Origin of the sequence: Flavobacterium sp., from assembly GCF_049590715.1 — a bacterium.
GTDB lineage: Bacteria > Bacteroidota > Bacteroidia > Flavobacteriales > Flavobacteriaceae > Flavobacterium.
In genome coordinates, this window is record NZ_JBAWDL010000091.1 from 19,143 (window position 1) to 27,222 (window position 8,080).

Below are 8,080 nucleotides of genomic sequence, written 5' to 3' on the forward strand. Positions count from 1 at the left end.
AGGGGGTATTTAGCTTTAAAACAAGGTGTTAATTCGTCTTTAGTAGATTCAAATAATTAAGTGAATTATACTTTAAAATTCTTCTTCTATTGAACTTGATGATTTAAAATTAATTGTATTTTTAGATCTATAGGTGCTAGGGGTTTCATCAAAAACTGTTTTGAAACATTTTCTAAAATATTTCAAATCATTAAAACCGACTTCATAAGCGACATCCGAGATATTCATTTGGGTACTTATAAGCAATTGTCCTGCTCTCTTGAGTTTGATAGTACGAACAAATTCATTAATAGATTGTCCCGTGAGGACTTTCATTTTTCGAAATAAAACGGAGCGACTCATGTGCATTTGATCTGTAAAAACATTGACATTAAAGTCGGCATCGGCTATGTTTTCTTCGACAATTTTTATGGCTTTTTCTAAGAAAATTTCATCGGCAGAGGTGATGGTTAATTCTTTTGGTTCAAGAATGATGTCTTTCTTAAATTTTGAAATCAATTGTTTTCTTGTAGCTAATAAATTGTCTACTCTGATTTTTAAAATTTCCGCATCAAAAGGTTTAGTGATATAGGCATTGGCGCCCATTTTATATCCTTCCTCGCGGTGTGTATCTGAGGTTTTTGCCGTTAATAAAATTACTGGAATATGACTAGTCAAAATATCCGTTTTGATTCTGCGGCATAATTCAAAACCATCCATCTCAGGCATCATTACATCGCTAATAATTAAATCTACTGGAGATTTTGAAGCCATTTCAATTCCTAATTTTCCGTTTTCGGCCTCTACGATGTTGTATTGGTGTTCAAAAATGCTTTTCACAAAATGGCGTACATCCTGATTATCCTCTACAATCAAAACGGTAGGGACTCCTTTATTGAAACCTGCTGCTTCATTTTCAATTTCTTCTGCTTCGAGCATAAGTTCCGCTGGAGGTAGAATGGGTTTTTGAAAAGTCAGATTAGTCAATGTTTCATCATACTCATCAACACATTCCTCTGCATCGAGATGGGCGTTACCCAGAGGCAAGTACACACTAAAACAAGTGCCGCTTTCGGCAGAGCTGTTTACTTCAATTTTTCCTTTGTGAAGTTCCACTAAATTTTTAGTCAATGAAAGTCCAATTCCTGTTCCTGCTTCAGCATCTTTTTGATCCAATTGATAAAAACGTTCAAAAATAAATTTGATGTGCTCCTCAGGAATCACTTTTACAAAATTGATAATGTCGATTTTGACATAATCCTTTATAACAGATTCCTCTTGGTTCTTGACTATGGAAATGTTGAGATACAAATTGTTATTATCACTTGAAAACTTGAAGGCATTCGACAATAAATTAAAAATGATTTTGTTCATTTTTATTTTATCAAACCAAACTTCGATTGCTTCCTCCGTCGTGCTAAAAATATAATGAATGTTTTTTTGTCTTGCCAACTCTTCAAATGACAATTTGATATTCTGGATAAACGGAATCAAATTGTCCTTAGAGGCGTTGAGTTTGAATTTACCATCTTCACTCTTTCTAAAATCCAGTAATTCATTGATTAATTGCAATAATACTTTGGTATTTCGCTGAATGGTATCGAGGTTCCTTTTGACAAACTCATTATTATTTTTAACTTTTGCCAACTGCTGTACAGGGCCTAAAATCAAGGTTAATGGCGTTCTAAATTCGTGCGAAATATTGGTGAAGAATTGTAGTTTTAACTTGTTTACTTCTTCTAGTTTATCTTTTTCCAGTTTTTCATTTTTCAATTCGTTTCGTTCTTGAATACGTATTAAAATTAGCTTTCGAACAAAATACAAAGCAATCGAAATCAAAATGATATAAATCAAATACGCCCACCAAGTGTACCATGGTGCAGGCAACACTTTGATGGTAATGGTCGTTTCTTTTTCATTCCAAATCCCGTTGCTATTGGATGCTTTTACTTTAAAAACATAGGTTCCTTCATCAATATTAGTATACGTAGCACTTTTTTTGTTGCCAATGTCATTCCAGTCTTGATCAAAGCCTTCTAGTTTTATGGCATAATTGTTTTTATTGGGTTGCGAGAAAGATAAGGCTACAAAATCAATATTAAAGTCGTTTTGATTGTATTTTAACTCAATTACTTGATTCGAATCAGTGATTTTTAGAAAAGGTTTGTTATTGACCTCTATAGCATATATATCTAATGCAGGAAAATGAGTGTTAGATTTTATGTTTTTTGGAAAAAAGTAATTTAAGCCATTTTGTCCACCAAAAAGCAACTCATCGTTGCTTGTTTTCAAAAAAGAGCCATAATTAAATTCGTTTCCTTGCAAACCATCTGATTCGTCAAAATTTTCAAATTGATGGGTTTTCAAATCCAATTTACTCAATCCATCATTGGTACTTATCCATAAATTGTTTTGGTTATACAAAATACCATAAATTATTTCGTTTGGTAACCCTTCGGCTTTTCCATAATTGATGGTTTTATTATTTTTTGATTGGTATAAAAACAGGCCTTGTCCTTCAGTACCTACCCAATAGTTTTGGTTTTTATCTTCATAAATACAGTTTACGGATTTAATTAAATGGTAATCATTGGCTTCACTTTTGAGCGAAATTGGACTTATTTCTTTCGTGTCAATTTGCACTTTTTCTAAACCTTGTGTGCCTCCTATCAGTATTACATTAGGATTAGTGGATTGTACTATACAGGAAACTGATTTTGTACTTTTTTGAAGTTTTGTAAAACTGTTCTCAGCACGATTGTAAAACAACAAACCATTAGTCAAGGTACCAATCCAAATGTTTTTCTGTTTGTCTTCTAGCAACGATAAAATACGACAGCCATGGATGTTAATGCCATTGGATTTACTTTGTTCAAAATGTTCAAAACGAAAAGGGGTATACTTTGGATTCAAAAAATTAAGACCCCCATCATGGGTTCCTATCCAAAAATTGCCTTCGTGATCTTTAATCATCGATTTAATGTTATTGGAACTGATGCTATTGGGATTATCATTATTTTTTGTCAAATACTCAAATAATCCTGTTTTTCGATCATACACATTTATTCCACCCCCTTCAGTTCCTATCCATAGTTTTTGATTGTTATCTTCTACTATTGAACTCACTACTTTGTAGTTTAGCATGGTGTTCTTAGAACCTGCTGTGAGTTGTTTGAAACGGTCAAAACTACGGTCAAAATAATTGATGCCACCAGCCCAAGTTCCTATCCAAATATCCCCTTTGGAGTCTTCAATAATTTTATATATTGAATTTTGGCTTAAACTTTTGGAGTCATTTTCATTATGAATGTATTTTTTTAATTCTTGGTTTTGGATATTTAAAATAAACAAGCCCGAATAGGTTCCTACCCATAGTTGTTGTTTTTTGTCCTGATAAATGGTTCTAACGGAACTTTGTATGGCCTTTTTCCCTTTCAAATTATAGGGTTCAAAAGTGTTTGTTTTCGAATTAAATTGTGCCAAACCACCTTCATATCCTAACCATATTATTCCATTTTTAGCTTCAAAAAGTACGGGAGCATTATTAACATGGGCTTCTTTCAGCGTATTTTCAGGATATTTATAATGTGCCCATTTTTGAGTTTTAGGATTGTACACATCAATTGCCGCAAGAGTGGTTATCCATAATTTTCCGTTCTTGGATTTTAAAAAACCTCGGGTTCGGTTGTCGCTAATGGAGTTTGATTCTTTCGGCTGATGTAATAAATGTGTAAATTGATTGGTTTTAATATCCAATTTGTTTACTCCTTTGGAAGTGCTTATTGCAAGTGTACCAGAATTTAATGCTGTTATGCCCCATATTTCATTGTTCGAAAGGCTATTTTTTTTTGATAAATGATGGTGCTGCTTAAAATTATTTGTTATTGGGTTGTACTTGTTAAGTCCATCTTTAGTTCCTACCCACAAATCACCTTTAGTGTCTTCATAAATAGCCGTGACCCAGCTATGAGTTAAACTTGTTGTGTCTCTATAGTTGGAACGATAAATAGTGAATTTATTACCATCAAATTTGTTTAAGCCATCTCTTGTACCAAACCAGATATACCCTTTTTTATCTTGAAAAATAGTAATAACTGAACTTTGTGATAAACCTTCTTTGGACGAAAAATGTTTGAATTTTAAATTGTTAGCTTCCTGTGCCCCCAGTAATTGAAGTAGACATATATTTAATAGTAAAAAAAAGAAACAGTTATTTTTTTTCATTGCTTAAGATTCGTGGTTAAATGGTAAGACCCTCACAAAGTACAAATAAAATCCATTTTAAAGAAATGGAAAAACACCTACTATTAAGTACACAAAGGCACTCAATGTAGGTGTTTCATTCACTTGAACTTGAATTTATTATTCTAGTTCCTTAATCCAATGGGGTAAAGTTTTTAATCTCAATTTTAGTTGTGCCGTATATAATGATGCTGGTTCTACTAATCCGTCTAGAGATTCAGCGTAACCTATTTGTTCTTTGTTAAAAGTAGTTCCTTCACTTTTAAAACCTACTACAGTAGGTTTTAATATTTTCCAATACACTTCGTTAGGAGGCCAAAACTCAAAATCTTTGACCGCCTCATTAGACTGGGTATAATTCCACAAGACCAGTCCTTGCATATGATTGGGCATATTAAAAATAGATCCACCGCCACGGCTTTTCATGAATCCACCTGTTACGCCATCCAAAAGGGTGTTGCGAGGTTGACTCGAATGCGATTCAAAGCAAGTGGTAGCTGGATATACACATTTCCAAATAACCGTATTCATAGAATAATGTGATGCTCCAAAAGAATGCCATTGTGAAGCTTCATCAATACATTTTGCAATTAAGACATTTGTACCCCCACCTGAAGAAATGGCACTGTGCCCTCCATTACCAGTAATCTTACAATTTAAAACTGTAACATTGGCACTTTGACCAATAGAAGCGGCGGCACTCACATCAGTAAATCGACAGTTTCTAAGCCAAGAATTGGTCATTTTTGAAATATTAATCATCGAAAAACCACTATCGTGTACCCAAGATTGGTGGTGTACAAACTTATCTTTCCAGTTCCCTACAAAAGCAATATCCTCAATACCTACCTCTTGGCTATTTGCAAACTTAAGAACTTCCCATTTGTATTTTGCATCTATGGGATAGCTAATTGGAGCGACTAATTTGATGGTGTTGTTTTTTACAGCACTAATTTGATGATATACTTTGACTACTAAACCTTTCTCTGTCAAGTAAGTCCAAGTAGGGTTTACTTGTATTTCTCCAAATTCTGTTTTCAACAATTCAGGATTGTTGTCTTGGATTGTCAAAACAATCCAATCGCCTTTTTTTAGACCTTTGGTCGAATTTAAGACCAAGTCAAAGCATCCTACTTTGGCGGAAGCCGAAACTTCGCCTATTTTTTTATCAGAACCTTCACTTGTAAATGAAAACATCGAAGGAACCGTCCACATTTTTTTAGGATCTGCAGGTTGCAAGGTGTTTTTCATGAACAATTCTGTGCCACCTTTTTCTGAACCACTCCCTCTAAAAATGATGTTGCTACTTTTGGAAATAACACGGGATAAATCATCTCCATCGGCATTGATCAAAAATCGTCCTTTGGGAAAGAATACAATTCCAGAACCGTTTTCATTTGCAGCCTTAACGGCTTTTTGAATTGCCGTTTTATCGGATATATTATCATTAGGAATAGCGCCAAATGTGGTCACATCAAAAACTTTATACTTCAAATTTATAGGAATATCCTTTTCTCCATTATGATAACCTGCATAGGAAAAATCAGGTAATACCGTAGCGTCTTTTTTGTATTTTGTAAAAATTTGCGCTTCTTTTTGAGCCCATAATGAACTAGAACTAATAAGTAGCGTCATGATTCCTAGACGAAGGGTATAACTACTTCGTTTAGGTGAAAAGTTTTGATTTATTTTCTTCATTTTTATTTGTTTAAAAAACTACCAACCTTTGTTAGGAATCAAATTTTTGTTCACCGACATTTCTTTGGAAGGAATCGGGTAAACCAAATGACGCGTTGTAGTATTCTTACCTCCCAAACCTCCATAAGCTTGAACACCCCCATTAGTACTAATTTCATTACCTATGGAATTCATGGTACTTACATATTTGTTCCAACGGATTAAATCTAAATGACGAGTTCCTTCAAAACAAAGTTCTTGAAAACGTTCATCCTCAACCGCCTGTTGAAAAGTCACATTAGATAATCCAGCTGGAGCATCAGCTACTGGGCTTGGTGTAGTTATATTCAAACCAAAAGCTCTTCTTCTTACTTGATTTAATGCATCATAAGCAATTGTTGTAGGTCCATTCACATGGTTTTCGGCTTCGGCAATCATTAGCAACACATCTGCATAACGCAACACTGGAAAATTGATTGTACCATGGTTTTTGTTTTTTGGCGAAGAAGCTTCAAATTCTCTTCTCCATTTTGCACAATCCCTACCGTAACCTGTAGTAGTTGTAATAGGAACTTTGGCTCCTGTGGTTCCGTTATAAGTAAATGGAGTTAATACCCAGTCTCTACGTAAATCACCTGTTTTGTATGCTTTATATAATCTTGCTGTTCCTTTGATAAAACCATAACTATATCCTAAAGTAGAGGTGAGAGCTGCGCTAGTCATGGTGATGCCATTAGTATTTCCTACGCGTCCGGTTTCTAAATTGCCATCAGCTCTATTCCCTAAGAAATCAATTTCCCACATACTTTCTTTTACGTCATATTTATCTTGGGCATGATCTATAAATATTTGGCTATAAGCACTATTTGTTAATGTAGTATTATAAGTAGTTCTTAAGGAATGTTCTCCTGAAGTTTTTACTTTTTGAGCCCATATCAAAGCCTCACCATATTTGCTAGTATCATTAAGAGGGTACCCTGCCATTTGTAAACAGACACGAGCCAGTATTCCTTCGACAACAGTTTTAGATACTCTACTGGAATAACCAAATTCGGTCGAAGTAGCTACTTTTGCCTCGGCATCTGTCATGTCTTTTAGAATTTGAGTATAAACTTCTTTTATTGGTGTTTGAAAAACAAAAACATCGTTTGGACCTGTGGTAGGAGTAAGAATCAATGGAATGTTTTCAAAATGAGTCACTAATAAAAAATGATAATAGGCTCTTAAAAATAAAGCTTCTCCTAAAATAATATCACGTTTTTTGTCGTCCATTTGTGGCAAGTCAACATTGGCAATTAAATCATTGGCACGATTGATTCCTAAATAGCAAGTACTCCACAAATCATTTATGTCAGTATTAGTGGGATCATAATTATTAACAAAGACTCCTGTAACGACTGTACTACGAGCATAATATCCCTCATCAGTACAACCATTGTACCTTAAAAACATTCCGTTTCCATATAAGGCATCGCTACCTAAAGGATCATAAACTCCAGCCAATGCTTGGGTTAGTCCCTCTTCATCTGTATAATATTGTTTGATTGAAATTTTGTTAATCGGTTCCGTATTTAAGAAATCTTCACACGAAACGATTCCTAATGCTATAAATAATATAATTAATGTCTTTTTCATCTTGATAGTTTTTAGAAAGTAATATTAGTTCCAAATGTGATTGTTCTTGACCTTGGATAAGCAGAATAATCAAAGCCTGAAGTTAAAGCAGAGTTATACGTATTTACCTCTGGGTCTGGTCCTGAATATTTAGTCCAAGTATATAAATTTTGAGCAGATACATAAACACGTACTGATTTTAATCCGATAGATTGAATTTGTTTAGAGTCAAAACGATAACCAAAAGAAACTGTTTTTAACCTCAAGAAAGAACCATCTTCAACAAATTGAGAAGCATAGCCTCCTCCGTAATAACCTCTAGTACGGAAAAGATCAGACTCAGGGTTTTCAGGTGTCCAACGATCAGCGTAACTAGCAAATTGATTCAAATAAGATGCGTTTTTAGTATTTCCTTCAAAAACAATTCGGTTAGCGTTCATAATATCATTTCCATAAGACCATTGAAAAAATACATTCAAATCAAAGCCTTTGTATCTAAAATTATTTGTAAATCCACCAGTATGTTTAGGTAAACCGTGTCCTATTTCTGTATAATCACTCGAATTTA

3 protein-coding genes and 1 pseudogene are annotated in these 8,080 nt (G+C 34.0%); all 4 read right to left on the bottom strand.

Features of this window, described 5'->3' with window-relative positions:
- Positions 1–72: 72 nt before the first annotated feature.
- Positions 73–4,203, bottom strand: coding sequence for a hybrid sensor histidine kinase/response regulator transcription factor (locus WBQ70_RS04510; protein ID WP_423911159.1), 4,131 nt, complete (start codon positions 4,201–4,203; stop codon positions 73–75).
- A gap of 138 nt (positions 4,204–4,341) precedes the next feature.
- Positions 4,342–5,919 (bottom strand): DUF4955 domain-containing protein, encoded by a 1,578-nt coding sequence (locus WBQ70_RS04515; RefSeq protein WP_423911162.1) that lies wholly within the window; start codon positions 5,917–5,919, stop codon positions 4,342–4,344.
- Between the two features lie 18 nt (positions 5,920–5,937).
- The gene (locus WBQ70_RS04520; protein WP_423911165.1) at positions 5,938–7,533 is read right to left on the bottom strand and encodes a RagB/SusD family nutrient uptake outer membrane protein; all 1,596 of its coding nucleotides are present in this window, start codon (positions 7,531–7,533) and stop codon (positions 5,938–5,940) included.
- Between the two features lie 11 nt (positions 7,534–7,544).
- A pseudogene (locus tag WBQ70_RS04525) lies at positions 7,545–8,080 on the bottom strand (TonB-dependent receptor); the annotation flags it as partial.

Excerpts from the sequence above, each read along its gene's own strand:
- WBQ70_RS04510 (WP_423911159.1), bottom strand. The coding sequence starts at position 4,203 with ATGAAAAAAAATAACTGTTTCTTTTTTTTACTATTAAATATATGTCTA.
- WBQ70_RS04515 (WP_423911162.1), bottom strand. The coding sequence starts at position 5,919 with ATGAAGAAAATAAATCAAAACTTTTCACCTAAACGAAGTAGTTATACC.
- WBQ70_RS04520 (WP_423911165.1), bottom strand. The coding sequence starts at position 7,533 with ATGAAAAAGACATTAATTATATTATTTATAGCATTAGGAATCGTTTCG.